Here is a 16,274-nt window from a genome sequence, read left to right on the forward strand (position 1 = left end):
ACCCGCAACCGTGAGCCACCCCGGTGGCAAGCCGGACTGCCTCGTACGGGATGTTGACCGGCTCACGTGCGCCGGCAGGCCCGCCGCCGTACGGCACCGTCGAGGTATACGGAGCCGAGCCGCCGGGATGTCCCGTGCTGCCCGGCTCCCTGACTGGGAGAGGCACCCGCCGATCATGAAGTTCCGCCACAGCGCCGCGGCCCTGGCCGCCGGTACCGCCGTCGTCCTGGGTGCCGCCGTCCCGTCCGTAGCCGCCACCCCGTCCCCCACCCCGGTGGCGATACCCGAGGGGCTGTACGGCACCGGCGACCCGACGTACGACGGCGTGTGGCGCCAGTCGCTGGCGCTCCTCGCGCAGGACACCGTGGGCGTGGTCCCCGCCGACCGGGCGGTGGACTGGCTGGCGGAACAGCAGTGCGCGAACGGCGCGTTCGCCGCGTTCCGCGAGGACCCGGCGGGGGCCTGCGACGCCAAGCTCATGGTGGACACCAACAGCACCGCGGCCGCGGCGCAGGCACTGGCGGCGCTCGGGAAGCACGACGCCGGTGTGAAGAAGGCGGCCACCTGGCTCAAGTCCGTCCAGAACGCGGACGGCGGCTGGGGCTACACGCCGGGCGGGGCGAGCGACGCGAACTCGACGTCGGTCGTGATCGGCGCGCTGACGGCGGCCGGGGAGCAGCCCGCGCAGGTGCTGAAGGGCGGCAAGTCCCCCTACGACGCCCTGCTGAAGCTGGCTCTGGCCTGCGAGAGCGGCGGGCAGGGCGCCTTCGCCTACCAGCCGGACAAGAAGGGCACACTCACGGCCAACGCGGACGCGACCGCCGCGGCCGTCGTGGGGGCGCTGGGCAAGGGCCTGGCCGGCGAGGCCAAAGCGCCCACCGATGACACCCTGACCTGCGAGGACGCCAAGGACCCCGAGCGCGCCGCGCAGAACGGCGCCATGTACCTCGTCCGGCTCCTGGCCAAGGGCCAGCACCTGACGTCCACGCTGCCCGGCGCCGAGGACCAGCCCGACTACGGCAACACGGCCGACGCCGCCCTCGCCCTCGCGACCTCCGGCCACGGCGGCGAGGCGGCGGACGTCCTGCGCTGGCTGGAGCGCGAGTACAAGGAGTGGGCGCGGCAGAGCGGTCCCGCCGCCTACGCCCAGCTGGTCCTCGCCGCTCACGCGGCGGACATCGACGTACGGAACTTCGGCGGCCAGGACCTGATCGCCCTTCTCAACGAGACCGGCCCCACGCCCAGGTCCGCCTCGGACACCGACTCCGCCGACGCCGACAGCAAGAGCGACAGCGACACCAGCTCGGCCGACGGGGACGACGACGACGGCCTGGACGCCGCCTGGACCGTCGGCGGCGGTCTCCTCATCGGCGCGATCATCGGCTTCGTGCTCATAGGCCGCGCCCGGAAGCGCCGGCAGTCGTGACCCGCCCCGCCCGCGCCCTGCTCCTCACGCTGGCCTGCCTCCTGCTGCTGTCGGCCCCCACCCAGGCCCAGGCCGCCGGCTACCGCTACTGGTCCTTCTGGGACCGCACCGGCGACCGTTGGGTCTACGCCACCCAGGGCCCCTCCCTGGCCCGCCCCTCCGACGGCGACGTCCAGGGCTTCCGCTTCGCGGTCAGCGAGGACTCCTCCGACGCGGACCGGCCCCGCGGCGCGGCGTCCTTCGGGGCGATCTGCGCGCGCACGCCCGCGAAGGAGGGGACGAAGCGGGTCGCCCTGGTCATCGACTTCGGCACCAGGGCGGACGCCCCGTCCGGCGAGACCCCGCCCGCCACCCGCTGGGCCTGCGCCCAGGTCTCCCCCGACGCCACGACGGCCGAGGCCCTCGCCGCCGTCGCCAAACCCCTCCGCTACGACACCAACGCCCTCCTCTGCGCGATCGCGGGCTACCCGAGGACGGGGTGCGGGGACCAGGTGTCGTCGGACGAGGCGACGACGACCACGAAGAGCAAGGACGACGACACCGGCCCTTCGGTGGGCCTGATCGCGGGCGGCGCGGTGGTGGCGGCGCTGGCGGCGGCGGCCGTCTGGCAGTCCCGGCGGCGCGGGCGTGGCTAGTCGCCACATCCGACCCGCGCACCCCGCGCAGCCCGCGCAGCCCGTGGACCCCGCGGGCCCCGCGGGCCCCCTGGGCGCCGCGCACCCCAGGTCCACCGCACGCCCCGCACGCCTCGTCCGCACCGTCCACCCCGCCGCCTGGTGGGTCTGGGCGTTGGCCCTCGGCACCGCGGCCACCCGCACCACCAACCCCCTCCTGCTCGCCCTGCTCCTCACCACCTCCGCCTACGTCGTCACCACCTGCCGCCCCCACACGCCCTGGGCCCGCTCCTACTCCGCGTTCCTCAAGCTCGCCCTCGCCGTCCTCCTCATCCGTCTCGTGTTCGTCGTCGCCCTCGGCTCCCCCGTCCCCGGCACGCAGGTGATCGTCACCCTCCCCGAAGTCCCGCTGCCGGCCTGGGCGCAGGGCATCCGCCTCGGTGGCGAGGTGACCGCCGAGGGTGTCCTCTTCTCCCTCTACGACGGCCTCCGCCTCGCCACCCTCCTCGTCTGCGTGGGCGCCGCGAACGCCCTCGCCAGCCCCTCCCGCCTGCTCAAGGCGCTCCCCGGCGCGCTGTACGAGACGGGCGTGGCCGTGGTCGTGGCCCTCACCTTCGCGCCGAACCTGATCGCCGACGTCCAGCGGCTGCGTGCCGCTCGCCGCCTCCGCGGCCGCCCGGACCGGGGCGTCCGGGGCCTCCTCCAGATCGGCCTCCCGGTGCTGGAGGGCGCGCTGGAACGCTCCGTCGCCCTCGCCGCCGCGATGGACGCCCGCGGCTACGGCCGTACCGCCGACGTCCCCGCCCCGGTCCGCCGTACGACGACCGCCCTCACCCTCGGCGGTCTGCTCGGCGTCTGCGCGGGAACGTACGGACTGCTCACCGCCGAAGGCGGCACCTACGGCCTGCCCCTCCTCCTCGCCGGCGTCACCGCGGCGCTCGCCGGACTCCGGCTGGGCGGCCGCCGTTCCCCCCGTACCCGCTACCGCCCCGACCGCTGGACCCCGCGCGCCTGTCTGATCGCCGCGTCCGGCATCGCGGTGGCCGCGCTGCTCACCGTCGCCTCCACCACCGACCCGGCGGCCCTGCACCCGGGCGTGGCCCCCCTGACGGCCCCGACCCTGCCCCTCTGGCCCGCGGCGGCGGTCCTCCTGGGCCTCCTCCCCGCCTTCCTCGCACCGCAGAGCCCCACGGAAAAGCCCAAGGAGCCGTCGTGATCCGCTTCGAGAACGTCTCCGTGACGTACGACGGCGCCCCCGAGCCCACCCTCCGCGGCGTCGACCTCACCATCCCCGAGGGCGAACTGGTCCTCCTCGCGGGCCCGTCGGGCGTCGGCAAGTCGACGCTGCTGGGCACGGTCTCCGGCCTGGTCCCGCACTTCACCGGCGGCACCCTGCGCGGCCGCGTCACCGTCGCCGGCCGCGACACCCGCACCCACAAACCACGCGAACTCTCCGACGTCGTCGGGACGGTGGGCCAGGACCCGCTCTCCCACTTCGTGACCGACACGGTCGAGGAGGAGCTGGCCTACGGCATGGAGTCACTCGGCCTGCCCCCGGAGGTGATGCGCCGCCGGGTCGAGGAGACCCTCGACCTGCTCGGCCTCGCCGCCCTGCGCGACCGCCCGATCGCCACCCTCTCCGGCGGCCAGCAGCAGCGCGTCGCGATCGGCTCGGTCCTCACCCCGCACCCCCGGGTCCTCGTCCTCGACGAACCGACCTCCGCCCTCGACCCGGCCGCCGCCGAGGAGGTCCTCGCCGTCCTCCTGCGCCTGGTCCACGACCTCGGTACGACGGTGCTGCTCGCGGAACACCGGCTGGAGCGCGTCCTCCAGTACGCCGACCAGGTCGCCCTCCTCCCCGCCCCCGGCGCGGCCCCGCTGCTCGGCACCCCGGCGGAGATGATGGCCGTCTCCCCGGTGTACCCGCCGGTGGTGGACCTGGGCCGCCTCGCGGGCTGGACCCCCCTCCCGCTGACGGTCCGCGACGCCCGCCGCCGCGCGTCCGACCTGCGGGAACGGCTGGAGGAGAGGCAGGAGCAGAGGCAGGAGCAGCAGCGATCGGAGCCGGGGGGCGCCTCGGGGAGCACCGCGAGCGACCCGGGCGAAGGCGCCGAGGCCGGGCCCGTGTCACCGGGCCCCGCACCCCTGCCCCCCGTTCCCCGCCCCACCGCCGTCTCCCGATGGCTCCCCTTCGGGCGCGGGCGCGGGCGTCGGCCCGAAGCCTCAGTACGACTGTCCTCCGCACCCCCCGCCGAGGCCCACGCCCTCTCCGTCCGCCGTGCCCAGGTGCAGGCCCTCAGCCGGGTCGACCTGACCGTCGGCCCCGGCGAGACGGTCGCCCTCATGGGACGCAACGGCGCCGGAAAGTCCACCCTTCTCTCCACCCTGGTGGGGCTCGTGGAGCCGTCCGCCGGGACGGTCCGGGTCGGCGGCCTCACACCGCACCGCACCCCGCCCCGCGACCTGGTCCGCCGCGTCGGCCTGGTCCCGCAGGAACCCCGTGACCTGCTGTACGCCGACACGGTCGCCGGCGAGTGCGCGGCGGCCGACCGGGACGCGCAGGCCACCCCCGGCACCTGCCGGGCCCTGGTCACCGACCTCCTCCCCGGCATCACGGACGACATCCACCCCCGCGACCTCTCCGAGGGCCAGCGCCTCACCCTCGCCCTCGCGGTCGTCCTGACCGCCCGCCCGCCCCTGCTCCTCCTCGACGAGCCGACCCGGGGACTGGACTACGCGGCGAAGGCCCGCCTGGTCGCCGTCCTGCGCGAGCTGGCGGCGGCCGGACACGCGATCGTCCTGGCGACGCACGACGTGGAACTCGCCGCCGAGCTGGCCCACCGGGTCGTCCTGCTCGCCGAGGGCGAGGTGATCGCCGACGGCCCGACCCCGGAGGTGGTGGTGTCCTCCCCGTCCTTCGCCCCGCAGGTGACGAAGATCCTGGCCCCGCAGGAGTGGCTCACGGTCGCGCAGGTGAGGGAGGCGCTCGCATGACCGCGCGAGCCGTCCGCCTCGGCCCCCGCTCCCTGCTCTCCCTGATCCTGGTCAGCGCGGTCGGTGTGATCGCCTTCACCTGGCCTTTCCTCGCCCCGCCCGCCTCCACGCTGAACGCGCACGCCCAGGACGCGCCCTGGCTCTTCGCGGGCCTGCTGGTGCTCCTCGTCGCGGTGGTGGCGGCGACGATCTCCGAGTCCGGGCTCGGCGCGAAGGCGGTGGCGATGCTGGGCGTCCTGGCCGCGACGGGCGCGGCCCTGCGGCCTATCGGCGCGGGCACGGCCGGCATCGAGCCCATGTTCTTCCTGATGGTGCTCAGCGGCCGGGTCCTCGGGCCGGGCTTCGGCTTCGTCCTCGGCTCGGTCACGATGTTCGCGTCCGCCCTGCTCACGGGCGGGGTGGGGCCGTGGATGCCGTTCCAGATGCTGGCCATGGGCTGGTTCACGATGGGCGCGGGCCTGCTGCCCGGCCGGGCCGGCCTGCGCGGCCGTACGGAACTGGCTTTGCTCTCCGGCTACGGCTTCCTCGCCGCCTTCGCGTACGGGACGGCGATGAACATGGCGGGCTGGCCCTTCATGGGGACGCTGGCCTCGCACATCGCCTTCGACCCGGACGCGGCGGTCCCCGCGAACCTGGCCCGGTTCGTCGCGTACTGCGTGGCGACCTCGCTGGGCTGGGACCTGGGCCGGGCGGTGGTGACGGTCGTCCTCACCCTCACCCTCGGTCCGGCCGTGCTCAAGGCGCTACGCAGAGCCACTCGGCGGGCCGCGTTCGAGACCGCGGTCACGTTCGAGGGCCGTTGACCGGTGAAGCACCCCACATGACCCACATCACCTACTACCTTCCCTAGTGGTGCATTTCGGACGCCATGCCCATGCCATAACCCGCCCTGACCTGCGCATTGAGAGCCAGCTCACACGGACCGCCTCGCTCTCGAATACGACCACAACTAGCAAAAGGGGTCTTTGCGGACGCCTTCCGGGCCTGCTTATCTGGATGACGTCGCACGGCGCCGACGAGCCCACGGGCCTCGGCGCCGAGGCATGCAGCCACCCACCGCACACCACGCGGAGCGGCCACGCACCGCGTGACTTCCGCATGCAAGCGACCGCACCTGTCCCCGAAGAAAAAGGTTCTCCGTGTCCGTCTCGATCATCCGCCGCATCGCCAGCCCGAAGAAGGCCCTCACCGCCGTCGCCCTGGTCGCCGCCTCCGCCGGCCTGGCCATGACCGCGGCCCCGGCCCACGCGGCCTCGTCGTCGGCTTCGCAGGCCCAGGCGATCGCGCACAGGATGATCCCGGACGCCACGCAGTACAAGGCCTTCGCCAACATCGTCAAGCACGAGAGCAACTGGGACGTCGACGCCACCAACGCCTCCTCCGGCGCCTACGGCCTCGTCCAGGCCCTCCCCGGCTCCAAGATGGCCTCCGCCGGCTCCGACTGGAAGACCAACGCCGCCACCCAGATCAAGTGGGGCCTGGACTACATGAACTCCCGCTACGGCAGCCCCGCCGGCGCCTGGAACTTCTGGCAGGCCAACGGCTGGTACTGAGCCGCACCCACCCCGCACGCCTGACCGCGGGGGGCCCCGAACCCCGGGGCCGCCGCTTCGGCGTTCGCTCGGCTTCCCCTGAGCCCGGTGGCTGATCCGAGTGAGGGACGGCGGGCGTGCCGTCCGGCGTGGCGCGGTACTGGTACACGCGACGCGCCGGACGACCCGCCGGCCACCCGACGAGCGGAGACCGTGACCATGACCATGCCGGACTACCAGGTGGGCGACCACGTCGTGTTCAACGACACCGAGATGCGCGACCTGCTGAACCTGACCGCGCCCGTCACCCCCACCCCCGGCACGATCACCAAGGTCGAGTACACGGTGCAACGCGAGGACGGCTCCACCACCACGGTCACCCGCAGCGACTTCGTCACCCCGCGCTGACCCGCAGCTCCTTCACGCCGTTGATCCAGGCGGACCGCAGCCGCCTCGGATCCTCCACGAGCGTCAGTCCGGGCATGGCGTCGGCGACGGCGTTGAAGATGAGGTCGATCTCCAGCACGGCGAGCGACTTGCCGAGGCAGAAGTGCGGCCCGCCGCCACCGAACCCGAGATGAGGATTCGGATCCCTGGTCACATCGAACTCGTCGGGGCGGTCGAACACCTCCGGATCGTGATTGGCGGAGGCGTAGAAGATCCCGACCCGCTCCCCCTTCCTGATCAGCTTGCCGCCCAGCTCGGTGTCCTGGGTGGCGGTCCGCTGGAAGGAGACGACGGGTGTGGCCCACCGCACGATCTCCTCGGCGGCGGTGGCGGGCCGCCGGGCCTTGTACAGCTCCCACTGCTCGGGATGGGTGAGGAAGGCGTGCATGCCGTGCGTGATCGCGTTCCGGGTGGTCTCGTTCCCGGCGACGGACAGCATCAGCACGAAGAACCCGAACTCGTCGGAGTTCAGATTCCCCTCGTCCTCGGCCGCCACCAGCGTGGAGACGATGTCATGGGCGGGACACCGCTTCCGCTCCGCGGCCATGTTCATGGCGTACGAGATCAGCTCGGCGGCGGAGAGCGCTCCGACCTCGGCGGTGATCGCGTACTCGGGGTCGTCGTAGGCGATCATTTTGTTGGACCAGTCGAAGATCTTGGCCCGGTCGTCCTGCGGTACGCCGATCAGCTCGGCGATGGCCTGGAGGGGCAGCTCGCAGGCGACCTCGGTGACGAAGTCGAAGGGGCCCTCGTGCGCGCGGGCGGTCTCGACGATGGCGGCGGCCCGTGACCGCAGCCGCTCCTCCAGGCCCCTGATCGCCCGGGGCGTGAACCCGCGCTGCACGATCTGCCGCACGCGCGTGTGCTCGGGCGGATCCATGTTGAGCAGGATCAGCCGCTGCGCGTCGATCGAGTCCCGCTGGATGTGCTCGTTGAAGCGGATGATCGCGGTGTTGAGGTACGAGGAGAAGATCTCCGGGTGCGTGGAAACGTATTTCACGTCGGCGTGCCGGGTGACGGCCCAGTACCCCTCGTCCTGGAAGCCGGCGACATTGCCCGTCTGCGGGATCCAGCGGACCGGTTCGGCGCGGCGCAGCTCGGCGAACTCCGGGAGGGGCACACGGTGGTGCAGCAGGTCGGGATCGGTGAAGTCGAACCCGTCGGGAAGCGCTGGACAGGGCATGGGCAGCTCCAGCCATCGAACTTTCCATCTGACGGTTCATCAGAAATAGATTGCCGTGAAGGTAGTTCAGGGTGCTGAAGGCTGCAAGACCCTTGCGGTGACCCACATCACGTCCGCAGACTGCTCGGAAGAACTAGAACACGTACTAGTTCCTCGGAGGAGGATCCGCACCCATGGCCGCCGAACCCGTGATCGTGGAAGCAGTCCGCACCCCCATCGGCAAGCGCGGCGGCGCGCTGGCCAACCTGCATCCCGCCTACCTCCTGGGCGAGACCTACCGCGAAGTCCTGGGCCGCACCGGCATTCCCGCCGACGCGGTCGAACAGATCGTCGGCGGCACGGTGACCCATGCCGGCGAACAGTCCATGAACCCCGCGCGCACCGCCTGGCTGACGATGGGCCTGCCGTACGAGACGGCGGCGACCACGGTCGACTGCCAGTGCGGCTCCTCGCAGCAGGCGTCGCACATGACGGCGAACATGATCGCGGCGGGCGTGATCGACGTAGGTATCTCGTGCGGGGTCGAGGCGATGTCCCGAGTCCCCCTCGGCTCCGGCTCGAAGCACGGCCCCGGGAAGCCGTTCCCGGAGGAGTGGAACGTCGACCTGCCGAACCAGTTCGAGGCGGCGGAACGTATCGCCAGGCACCGGGGCCTGAGCCGGGAGGACGTCGACGGGCTGGGCCTGCTCTCCCAGAACCGGGCGGCGGCGGCCTGGTCGGAGGAACGCTTCAAGAAGGAGACGTTCGCCGTCCAGGTCCCGACGACGGAGGAGGAACAGGCGGCCGGCCAGGGCATGTGGCGCCTGGTGGACCGCGACGAGGGTCTACGCGACACGTCCCTGGAGGCCCTGTCCCGCTTGAAGCCGGTCATGCCGACGGCGATCCACACGGCCGGCAACTCGTCGCAGATCAGCGACGGCGCGGCGGCGATCATGTGGGCGTCGAAACGGATGGCCCGCGCCCTGAAACTGAAGCCGAGGGCGAGGATCGTGGCCCAGGCCCTGGTGGGCGCGGACCCCCACTACCACCTGGACGGCCCGATCGACGCGACGCGGGCGGTACTCGGCAAGGCGGGCATGTCCCTGAAGGACATCGACCTGGTCGAGATCAACGAGGCGTTCGCGTCAGTGGTGTTGAGCTGGGCGCAGGTCTTCGAGGCGGACCTGTCCAAGGTCAACGTCAACGGCGGCGCGATCGCCCTCGGCCACCCGGTCGGAGCGACGGGCGCCCGCCTGATCACGACGGCCCTCCACGAACTGGAACGCACGGACAGGGAGTTCGCCCTGATCACCATGTGCGCGGGGGGTGCGCTGGCGACCGGGACGATCATTCAGCGGCTGTAGCCGCCCAGCCGACGAAGGCCGAGAACACGGCGGGCCGGAGCGTGAGGATCGGGCCCGCCGGGTTCTTGGAGTCGCGGATGGCGATGGTGGCGGGGGTTTCGGCGATCTCGACGCAGTTGCCGCCCTGGTCTCCGCTGTACGACGACTTACGCCAAGCCAGGGCTCCGACCGTCGCGCATTCCACGCACTGGCCGCCCTGGTCGCCGCTGTAGCTGGACTTACGCCAGATGCTGCTCTCCATAGCGTTCCTCCATCACTCGCCGGATCAGCGCCGCCGAGTCTTTGAGGGAGAGCGCGGCAGCTTGCAGATGATCGTAACGGAGCGAGCAGTCCTTGACGGTGTCCGGGTTGGCGGTCGGATGCCCGCTGTTGTAGCCCTCGGTATAGACGATGGCGGGGTCGCCCGCGAAGCGGTAGACGTCGAACGAGCCTTGCAACCCCGCATGCGCGCCCGCCGCGAAGGGCAGCACCTGGACGTTGATTCGCGGATTGCCCTCGAAGGACAACAGGTGGGCCAGTTGCTCCCGCATGACCGCCCGGCCACCGATCTCCTGGCACAGTGCGGCCTCACTCAGCACCAGCCAGTAGAGAGGTGGCTGCTCCTTCTCGAAGATGCGCTGCCGACCCAGTCGCACTGCGGTGCGGTCGTCGAGGTCGGTTCGGTCGAGCGCCCCGAGCACAGCACGGGCGTAACCCCTGGTCTGGAGCAGCCCCGGCACCATGTGAGTCTCGAAGGCGCAGATCTCGGTGGCCCGCGCTTGGAGCTCAGCGACCTGCTGGAACCAGGCCGGAAGTTGACTACGAAGGACGAGCACCACGAGCCGCGAGAACAGACCACCGGTCCCGAGCGCCGCATCCACCCGCTCGCTGAACTCCAGCGTGGGCACTTTCCGCGCGGTCTCGACCTGCCCGACCAACGACCCGGTGTAGTTGAGAACATCGCCCAGCTGCCGCTGAGTGAGCCCGGCGGCCTCTCTCAACCGCCGCAACTCGAAGCCGTAGTAGTCGAGCGGTGAAGCACCCGGGTCGAGGACGTTGATGTGGGTCACGCGGGGGTCCCCTCTCACGACGGAACGCGTTGCATTCGATCGGTAGCCCAGGGTAGTCGGGGCAGGTCACGCTCGTCCCGTGAACGGATACTTCCCCTCGATCTACGCGCCCCCGGTCCCCACCCAGTACCGCATGACGCTCACGGCCGGCGACCACTCACCGCACCACATCCGCCGCATCGTCCGCAGCTTCCTGGAGGACTGGAACCTGGAACACCTCACGGACCCGGTCGAGTTGGCGGTGACGGAACTGATCACCAACGTGATCCGCCACGTCCCGGACCGCCGCTGCACGTTCCTCCTCCTGAAGCGGCCGACGGGAATCCGGGTCGAGGTGACGGACTCCTATGGCCAACTCCAGCCGACCCCGGCCGATCTACGGCCGGAGTCGGAGAGCGGCCGCGGATTGTTCCTCCTCGACGCGCTGGTCGACGAGTGGGGCGTGACGTCGGCGCCCGGGGGCGGAAAGACGGTGTGGTTCGAGTGCGAGAACGTCATCGACGACTCCTCCGACTCACCCGTCCGACCGTGATGCCCACCCGGTCTCAGCCGTGACCGCTCTCATGGAGAGCTCAACCGCTCGGGGTCGGGTGCTTCTGTTCCGGTGCCGATACGACTCTCTCGAGCGGTTTCGCCGACCGTGCCCGCGGCCCCATGAACAGGTACGCCAGCCCGAAGCCGCCCACGACGACCGCCGCGCCGCCCGCCGCGTCCAGGATCCAGTGGTTGCCCGTCGCGACGATCGCCGAGGCGGTGAAGAAGGGGTGGAGGAGGCCCAGGGCCTTCATCCACCACTTGGGGGCGACGATCGCGATGACCAGGCCGCACCACAGGGACCAGCCGAAGTGGAGGGACGGCATGGCCGCGTACTGGTTCGTCAACGCGGTGAGCGTGCCGTAGTCCGGCTTGGTGAAGTCCTGGACGCCGTGGACCGTGTCGATGATGCCGAGGGCCGGCATCAGGCGCGGGGGCGCGAGCGGGTAGAGCCAGAAGCCGACCAGGGCGAGGAGGGTGGCGAAGCCGAGGGCCGAGCGTGCCCAGCGGTAGTCGACGGGGCGGCGCCAGTACAGGACCGCCAGGACCGTCAGGGGCACTACGAAGTGGAAGGACTCGTAGTAGAAGTCGAAGAACTCGCGGAGCCAGTCGACGCCGACCACCCAGTGGTTGACCGCGTGCTCGATGTCGATGTGCAGGAGGCGTTCGAGGTCGAGGATCTGCTGGCCGTGGGCCTCCGCCCGGACCCGGCCGGCCGAGTTCGAACCGCCGGTCGCCGCCAGCCTGACCTGCTGGTACGCCGCGTACGTGACGCGGATCAGGAGCAGTTCCAGGAGCAGGTTCGGGCGGGTCAGGACGCGACGGAGGAAGGGCAGGAGAGGGACGCGCTTCCAGCGGGTGGGGACCGGTTCTGCGTACTCCGTGGGGATCGGCGTGCGGTAGTACGGCGAGGTGCGCGAGAGGAAGGGGACGACCGTCGCGGCGGCGATCGCGATCAGCAGGATCGCGTTGTCGCGCAGGGGGTAGAGGGTCGCCATGTTCGGCAGCATCATCTTCGCCGGGAGGGTCATCACCAGGACGACCGCAACCGGCCAGACATAGCGGTCCGAGGCGCGCTTGCCGACCCGGCCCACCACCGCCGGCAGCACCCACAGCAGCTGGTGCTGCCAGGTCGTCGGGGAGACCGCGATCGCCGCGCAGCCGGTGAGGGCCACCGCGAGCAGCAGTTGGCCGTCGCGGGCGTAGCGCACCGCCCGGCGGATGCCGAGGACGGCGACGGCCGCGCCCAGCGTCAGGAACAGGCCGATCTCCAGCGGGCCGGAGAGGCCGAGGCGCAGCAGCGCGCCGTGCAGGGACTGATTGGCGAGCGCGTCGGCCTTCCCGCCGAGGCCGACCCCCGCCATGTGGTGCACCCAGTAGGTGTACGAGTCGTGCGGCATCGCCGCCCACGCGAGCACGGTGACACCGGCGAACGTGGCCCCGGTGGCCACCGCGACCCGGCGGCGGCCGGTGAACCACAGGAGCGCCGCGAAGAGCAGGACGGTCGGCTGGAGCGCGGCGGCCACACCGATCAGGGCACCGGCGGCCCGCCAGTCCCGTACGACGAAACAGCCGAGGAGGACGAGCAGCACCGGGATGATGCTGGTCTGGCCGAGCCACAGCGTGTTGCGCACCGGCAGCGACAGCATGAGCAGGCTGATCGCGACCGGCGCGGCGAGCAGGGCCGTACGTCTGCTGACCGGCTGCGGCAGGGCCCGCGCGACGACCAGGCCGATCGCCACGACCAGCAGCAGGGTGCCGAAGGTCCACCCCCAGCCCAGGGCCTGTTCCGCCGCCCGGGTGAGCGGCTTGAGGACGAGCCCGCCGAACGGGGTGCCGGTGAAGCGGGTGGAGTCGTAGAGCGAGCCGTTGACGTGCAGCACGCCGTTCGGTCCGACCCATGTCTCCAGATCCGTCAGCCGTTCTCCGCGCGGGGTGCCGAGGACGACGGCCATCTGGCGTACGGCGAGGACCACCGCGACCAGCCAGAGGCCGAGACGGGCCGCGCGCAGGCGCGACGGCGCCGCGCCGACCGCCGTCGCCCCGAAGACCTCCGTCGGTCGTCGCCGGCTGTGCTCCGCATTCGCCACGCCTCGTCGGCCTCCCGCCCCGTTCGTGCCACGCGGTTTTTGCGTGGGCGTCTCCTGCACGAACCCTATGAGGCTCGCACCACCCCCGGAGAGGGACGCAGGCCACCCCTGCTTCACCTGACGTCGGCCCTCCTTTTGTCCGGAAGACGATAGTGCGCCGTGGGTGACGTTGCCTCCGCACGGCGCGATGTGGGTCACAGAGCGGCCGGAACTGGCACTTCACACGAACGGAACAGCCACTTCAGCCGTACCGTCGTACGCCACCGACGGCGGCGGACGGTCATGAACGGTCATGAACGAACGGCACGCGGACGGCGGCGGACGGACGACGAAGGGGCTGCGGGGATGGTCGGCTCGGTCGGCACGGTCGGTTTCCTGAGGGCGCGCTGGAGACGGCGGCACCCGAAGGAGTTACGGGCCCGCGTCGGGGCCGTCCTGCTCGCCCTGCTGGCCGTCCAGCTCGGCTCGCTCCTGGCCCCGGCCCACGCCTGCGGCTGCGGCGCCCTGCTGCCCGGCGACCAGCGGCCGATGACGGTCGGCCGGGAGGTCTCCGTCGTGCGCTGGGACGGCGAGCAGGAGCAGATCGTCATGAGCCTGACCGTCGGCGGGAGCGCCGACCGGGCCGCCTGGATCATGCCCGTGCCGAACCGGGCGACGGTCCGCCTCGGCGACGCCGAGCTGTTCGACCAGTTGGCCGAGGCCACCGCCCCGGCGCAGCGCACCCGCTACCACTTCTGGCCCCAGGACGACGACTGGCCGCTGACCACCGGCGACGACGGAGGACCCCCGCCGCCCCCGCCCGGGGCCGGGGCCCGCGCCGGCGTGGACGTCGTCGGACGCGAGAAGCTCGGGCCGTTCGACGTGGCCCGGCTGACCGCCACCGACCCCGCCGCCCTGGACGACTGGCTGACCTCCCACGACTTCGCCCTCCCCGCCCGCCTGAAGAGCGCCCTCCAGCCGTACGTGGACCTGCGCTGGGAGTACGTGGCGGTCCGGCTCGCCCCCGAGGCCGACGGCGTCCCCCTGAACGGCGACCTCGAACCGCTCCACCTCACCTTCGCCTCCGACCGCCTCGTCTACCCGATGCGGCTGTCCCGGCTGGCGGCCACCCCGCAGTCGCTCGGCCTGTACGTCCTCGCCGCGCACCGCATGGAACCGGCGTCCCGCATCGGCGGCGAGCGCCCCCGGGTCACCTTCGCGGGCCGCCTCGGCACGACCACGGGCCCGCTGCGCGCCCTCGCCGCCGGCACGCCCTTCCTCACCGCCGTCGCCCAGGACTTCCCGGTCCCCTCGGCCGTCTCCGGCGACCACGAGCTGCGCCGGGCGCCCCAGGACACCACTTTCCGCCAGGTGATCTACGAGGACCGGCTGCTGACGGTCATCGACGTCCCGGTGTGGCTCCTGACGGTCGGCGGCGGGCTCGCGGCGCTGGCCACGGCGGCGATCGTCCACGCCGTACGCCGGGACCGGGAGGGACGAGGGACGGTACGGGCACAGCACGCGCACGCGTGGCGACAGCGACAGCGACAGCGACAGCGACAGAACGCCGACGTCGCCGGGGCCGCGCCTCCGATGCCGCCCACGCCCCCGACTGCCTCGACTCCCCCGATGCCCTCGACGCCTCCCAAACCCCCGGCTCCACCCACACCACCCGTGCCACCCGTACCACCCGTAACTCCGGCTCCTCCGACCCCTCCGGCTCCTGCCAAGCCACCCACACCGCCCCAGCCGGCCCAGCCGCCCGCACCGCCCAAACCCCCCGCACCCCCCACGCCCCCGACCCCACCCAGGCCGTCCGCCCCGCCCCCGAGTCCCGGCTCCCGCATTCCTTCCGCCGAACGAGTGAATTCGCGCACGGGCAACCGCTGACGGCCGGTCCGAAGGGAACCCCTGCGCGGTCCTGGCCGTTGGCATGACTAGTTAGCGGTTCTAACTAGGCGCGTACACGAGAGGCAGAGCGCATGAGCGAGTCGCAGGTCTGGGACGCCGTCGACGCCTACTTCACGGCGAACCTCGCCCCGGACGACGAGGTGACCGACGCCGCGCTGCGCGACAGCGACGCCGCCGGGCTGCCGCAGATCAACGTCACGGCGAACCAGGGCAAGCTGCTCCAGCTGCTCGCCGAGATCCAGGGGGCGCGGACGATCCTGGAGATCGGCACGCTCGGCGGCTACAGCACGATCTGGCTGGGCCGCGCCCTCCCCGCGGACGGCAAGCTGATCTCCCTGGAGTACAGCCCGCAGCACGCGGAGGTCGCCGTGCGCAACATCGCGCGCGCGGGCCTCGACAAGGTGGTCGAGGTGCGGGTCGGCGCGGCGCTGGACTCGCTGCCGCTGCTGGCCGACGAGAACCCGCCGCCGTTCGACCTGGTCTTCATCGACGCCGACAAGGCCAACAACGAGCACTACCTGGAGTGGGCGCTCAGACTCACCAGCACGGGCAGCCTGATCGTCGTGGACAACGTCGTGCGCGGCGGCCGGATCGTGGACACGGACAGCACCGAGGGGGACGTACGCGGCACCCGGGCCGCGCTCGAACTGATCGGCTCGCACCCCAGACTGAGCGGCACCGCGATCCAGACGGTGGGCACCAAGGGCTACGACGGTTTCGCGCTGGCGCGCGTCCTGGCGTAGCCCCTGAAGCACCCCTGCCCGGGGCTACGCCTCGTGGTAGAAGCCCACGTTGACGCTGCGCGGCCCGGTGCGGTCGAGGACGATGATCTCGCCGGAGCCGCCGCGCGGCAGCGTCACGGTCCCGCCGTACGGGAGCGGCTGGGCGTACGCCCCGGCCACCAGCCGCACTTCGGAGGACGGCTCGGCCTGGGAGCCCTGGAGCCAGGTGACCTGCCAGGTGCCCTCGGGACCGCACAGGAACTCCAGGTGCACCCGGGACACGAACAGCCAGTCCTCGGGCGTCACCAGCCGGCACACGGACTTGTCCCGGCCCACCCGCAGCACGGCGCCCGGTTCACTGGGCGCGTCGGCCATGAGCATGCCGGCCGTGGCACCCTCTTCCGTCCCGGAGACGGTGGCCATGGTGAGTTCGAGCACGTGCGCTCCTTC

The 16,274-nt window shown here is 72.1% G+C and carries 16 protein-coding genes; 11 read left to right on the forward strand and 5 right to left on the reverse strand.

The features are described 5' to 3' along the window. The first annotated feature begins 175 nt into the window (after positions 1 to 175). The 7 genes from ACZ6D7_RS06370 to ACZ6D7_RS06400 all read left to right on the forward strand — a co-directional run bounded on the left by ACZ6D7_RS06370 (position 176) and on the right by ACZ6D7_RS06400 (position 6,974). Positions 176 to 1,426 carry a prenyltransferase/squalene oxidase repeat-containing protein gene (locus tag ACZ6D7_RS06370; RefSeq protein WP_469484269.1) on the forward strand — a complete coding sequence of 417 codons (1,251 nt, stop codon included), beginning with the start codon at positions 176 to 178 and terminating at the stop codon, positions 1,424 to 1,426. Continuing rightward, on the forward strand, positions 1,423 to 2,061 hold the full coding sequence (locus tag ACZ6D7_RS06375; RefSeq protein WP_469484272.1) for an SCO2322 family protein: 639 nt from the start codon (positions 1,423 to 1,425) through the stop codon (positions 2,059 to 2,061). Before ACZ6D7_RS06370 ends, ACZ6D7_RS06375 begins: the two co-directional genes overlap by 4 nt. A gap of 70 nt (positions 2,062 to 2,131) precedes the next feature. Next, on the forward strand, positions 2,132 to 3,256 hold the full coding sequence (locus ACZ6D7_RS06380; protein WP_469484569.1) for a CbiQ family ECF transporter T component: 1,125 nt from the start codon (positions 2,132 to 2,134) through the stop codon (positions 3,254 to 3,256). Further along, positions 3,253 to 5,034 carry an ABC transporter ATP-binding protein gene (locus ACZ6D7_RS06385; RefSeq protein ID WP_469484275.1) on the forward strand — a complete coding sequence of 594 codons (1,782 nt, stop codon included), beginning with the start codon at positions 3,253 to 3,255 and terminating at the stop codon, positions 5,032 to 5,034. Before ACZ6D7_RS06380 ends, ACZ6D7_RS06385 begins: the two co-directional genes overlap by 4 nt. After that, positions 5,031 to 5,837 (forward strand): ECF transporter S component, encoded by an 807-nt coding sequence (locus ACZ6D7_RS06390; protein WP_469484278.1) that lies wholly within the window; start codon positions 5,031 to 5,033, stop codon positions 5,835 to 5,837. The genes ACZ6D7_RS06385 and ACZ6D7_RS06390 overlap by 4 nt, the downstream gene beginning before the upstream one ends. A 336-nt stretch (positions 5,838 to 6,173) precedes the next feature. Then, on the forward strand, positions 6,174 to 6,587 hold the full coding sequence (locus ACZ6D7_RS06395) for an aggregation-promoting factor C-terminal-like domain-containing protein (RefSeq protein WP_469484280.1): 414 nt from the start codon (positions 6,174 to 6,176) through the stop codon (positions 6,585 to 6,587). 198 nt (positions 6,588 to 6,785) lie between these two features. Continuing rightward, positions 6,786 to 6,974: a tudor domain-containing protein gene (locus ACZ6D7_RS06400; protein WP_469484283.1), complete on the forward strand. Its 189-nt coding sequence runs from the start codon at positions 6,786 to 6,788 to the stop codon at positions 6,972 to 6,974. On the opposite strand, the gene ACZ6D7_RS06405 is transcribed toward ACZ6D7_RS06400, so the two are convergent. After that, positions 6,961 to 8,196 (reverse strand): cytochrome P450, encoded by a 1,236-nt coding sequence (locus ACZ6D7_RS06405; protein ID WP_469484286.1) that lies wholly within the window; start codon positions 8,194 to 8,196, stop codon positions 6,961 to 6,963. The genes ACZ6D7_RS06400 and ACZ6D7_RS06405 overlap by 14 nt on opposite strands. A gap of 173 nt (positions 8,197 to 8,369) precedes the next feature. Between ACZ6D7_RS06405 and ACZ6D7_RS06410 the strand changes: the two genes are divergently transcribed. Continuing rightward, the gene (locus ACZ6D7_RS06410; protein ID WP_469484289.1) at positions 8,370 to 9,539 is read left to right on the forward strand and encodes a steroid 3-ketoacyl-CoA thiolase; all 1,170 of its coding nucleotides are present in this window, start codon (positions 8,370 to 8,372) and stop codon (positions 9,537 to 9,539) included. Here the strand turns inward: ACZ6D7_RS06410 and ACZ6D7_RS06415 are convergent. Beyond that, positions 9,523 to 9,780, reverse strand: a complete 258-nt coding sequence (locus ACZ6D7_RS06415) for a DUF397 domain-containing protein (RefSeq protein WP_469484292.1) — start codon at positions 9,778 to 9,780, stop codon at positions 9,523 to 9,525. The genes ACZ6D7_RS06410 and ACZ6D7_RS06415 overlap by 17 nt on opposite strands. Further along, positions 9,758 to 10,588, reverse strand: coding sequence for a helix-turn-helix domain-containing protein (locus tag ACZ6D7_RS06420; RefSeq protein WP_469484295.1), 831 nt, complete (start codon positions 10,586 to 10,588; stop codon positions 9,758 to 9,760). The genes ACZ6D7_RS06415 and ACZ6D7_RS06420 overlap by 23 nt, the downstream gene beginning before the upstream one ends. Positions 10,589 to 10,667: 79 nt before the next feature. Between ACZ6D7_RS06420 and ACZ6D7_RS06425 the strand changes: the two genes are divergently transcribed. Continuing rightward, positions 10,668 to 11,120, forward strand: coding sequence for an ATP-binding protein (locus tag ACZ6D7_RS06425; protein ID WP_469484298.1), 453 nt, complete (start codon positions 10,668 to 10,670; stop codon positions 11,118 to 11,120). A gap of 40 nt (positions 11,121 to 11,160) precedes the next feature. Here the strand turns inward: ACZ6D7_RS06425 and ACZ6D7_RS06430 are convergent, their stop codons facing one another. Next, complete coding sequence (locus tag ACZ6D7_RS06430; protein ID WP_469484301.1) at positions 11,161 to 13,212, reverse strand: bifunctional glycosyltransferase 87/phosphatase PAP2 family protein; 2,052 nt, start codon at positions 13,210 to 13,212, stop codon at positions 11,161 to 11,163. Positions 13,213 to 13,557: 345 nt separating this feature from the next. Between ACZ6D7_RS06430 and ACZ6D7_RS06435 the strand changes: the two genes are divergently transcribed. After that, positions 13,558 to 15,081: a DUF2330 domain-containing protein gene (locus ACZ6D7_RS06435; protein WP_469484304.1), complete on the forward strand. Its 1,524-nt coding sequence runs from the start codon at positions 13,558 to 13,560 to the stop codon at positions 15,079 to 15,081. Between the two features lie 92 nt (positions 15,082 to 15,173). Further along, the gene (locus tag ACZ6D7_RS06440; RefSeq protein ID WP_469484307.1) at positions 15,174 to 15,845 is read left to right on the forward strand and encodes an O-methyltransferase; all 672 of its coding nucleotides are present in this window, start codon (positions 15,174 to 15,176) and stop codon (positions 15,843 to 15,845) included. 24 nt (positions 15,846 to 15,869) lie between these two features. On the opposite strand, the gene ACZ6D7_RS06445 is transcribed toward ACZ6D7_RS06440, so the two are convergent. Then, the gene (locus ACZ6D7_RS06445; RefSeq protein ID WP_469484310.1) at positions 15,870 to 16,262 is read right to left on the reverse strand and encodes an FHA domain-containing protein; all 393 of its coding nucleotides are present in this window, start codon (positions 16,260 to 16,262) and stop codon (positions 15,870 to 15,872) included. Positions 16,263 to 16,274: the final 12 nt, after the last annotated feature.

Source organism: Streptomyces sp. NPDC041784, from assembly GCF_055591025.1.

Coding starts and splice junctions, on each gene's coding strand:
- ACZ6D7_RS06370 (WP_469484269.1), top strand. CDS start 176: ATGAAGTTCCGCCACAGCGCCGCGGCCCTGGCCGCCGGTACCGCCGTC.
- ACZ6D7_RS06390 (WP_469484278.1), top strand. CDS start 5,031: ATGACCGCGCGAGCCGTCCGCCTCGGCCCCCGCTCCCTGCTCTCCCTG.
- ACZ6D7_RS06400 (WP_469484283.1), top strand. CDS start 6,786: ATGACCATGCCGGACTACCAGGTGGGCGACCACGTCGTGTTCAACGAC.
- ACZ6D7_RS06405 (WP_469484286.1), bottom strand. CDS start 8,196: ATGCCCTGTCCAGCGCTTCCCGACGGGTTCGACTTCACCGATCCCGAC.
- ACZ6D7_RS06410 (WP_469484289.1), top strand. CDS start 8,370: ATGGCCGCCGAACCCGTGATCGTGGAAGCAGTCCGCACCCCCATCGGC.
- ACZ6D7_RS06415 (WP_469484292.1), bottom strand. CDS start 9,780: ATGGAGAGCAGCATCTGGCGTAAGTCCAGCTACAGCGGCGACCAGGGC.
- ACZ6D7_RS06435 (WP_469484304.1), top strand. CDS start 13,558: ATGGTCGGCTCGGTCGGCACGGTCGGTTTCCTGAGGGCGCGCTGGAGA.
- ACZ6D7_RS06440 (WP_469484307.1), top strand. CDS start 15,174: ATGAGCGAGTCGCAGGTCTGGGACGCCGTCGACGCCTACTTCACGGCG.